This window comes from Halorubrum sp. AD140 (assembly GCF_034497445.1).
Taxonomy (GTDB): domain Archaea; phylum Halobacteriota; class Halobacteria; order Halobacteriales; family Haloferacaceae; genus Halorubrum.
In genome coordinates, this window is the sequence record NZ_JAXRUU010000314.1 from 1 (window position 1) to 1,081 (window position 1,081).

Sequence of the window (1,081 nt, forward strand, 5' to 3'; positions counted from 1 at the left end):
TCACCGCGGCCAGCGATTGTCGGACGGCCCAGAGAGACTCGACGGTGACGCCGTAACACTCCTCGAAGCGGTCGGTCCAGTCAGTGCTCTCCCACGCGGCATACCGCAACAGGTCGTACTCATCTTCTCCCGGTTCGATCCCGAAAGCGTCGAACGTCTCCTGAGTCGCCTCCTCGAAGACCCACGCCGGCGAGCGCTCGATGAGCACGCCGTCCATGTCGAAGACGACCGCGTCGTAGCCGCTCGTGGGGTTCATCGGCGGTCACCCTCCGATGGGTCCGTGTCGGTGGTATCATGTCGATCGACGGAGCTGCCATCCGTCACGGGTCGCGTCGCCGCTCTGTCCGATCGGTTGTCGGGGTAGCGCCGCTGAAGCACCGTCGCGACGTCTTCGTGTTCGTCGCGCAGCCGGAGACAGGCGGCGTGGTGCCCCTCTCCGGCACTGAACGTGGCGAGGTCGGGGTGATCGCGATCGCAGACGCTGCCGAACCGCTCGCGGAGCAACTCGGCGGCCTCACGGTCACGGTCGCTCCCGGCGAGGTCGGCCGCTCGACCGACCGCTTCGTCGACGGCCGACGGCGTTTCGCGGGCGCCGAACAGTTCTTCGACGGCCATCGCCACGGAGTCGTCCTCGGACAGGCCGAGTCGTCGCGCAACGGCCGCGGTCAGGGACGAGTCGCCACGTGCGCGCTCGCGCAGGAGCGTCCGGAACTCATCGATAGCCGCCCACGTCTCCTCCGGGAGGTCGGGTTCTTCAGGTCGGATCTTCGCTGGACACCGCGTCGTGAACGGGCACCCCTGAGGCGGATCTCGGGGGTTCGGTGGGGTTCCGCGGAGCGTGATGCGAGCGCGGTCGCTCCCGGCGGCACCGCGGGCCCGATCACCGGGGACCGCGGAGAGCAGCGACTCCGTGTACGGGTGTGCCGGCGCTTCGAACACCTGACGCGTCGCCCCGTGCTCGACGACGTTCCCAAGGTACATCACGGCGACGCGGTCGGCGATGTGACGCACCACGGAGAGGTCATGCGCGATGAACAGGTACGTGAGGTCGAACTCGCCTTGGAGGCGCTCCAACAGGTTG

The 1,081-nt window shown here is 68.3% G+C and carries 1 protein-coding gene and 1 pseudogene; both read right to left on the reverse strand.

Features of this window, described 5'->3' with window-relative positions:
- Positions 1–256 (reverse strand): annotated as a pseudogene (locus U4E84_RS18465) (HAD family hydrolase); the annotation flags it as partial.
- Positions 253–1,081: ABC transporter ATP-binding protein (locus tag U4E84_RS18470; protein WP_322533512.1), on the reverse strand; the 829-nt coding region annotated here is incomplete at its 5' end. The pseudogene U4E84_RS18465 and the gene U4E84_RS18470, both read right to left, overlap by 4 nt.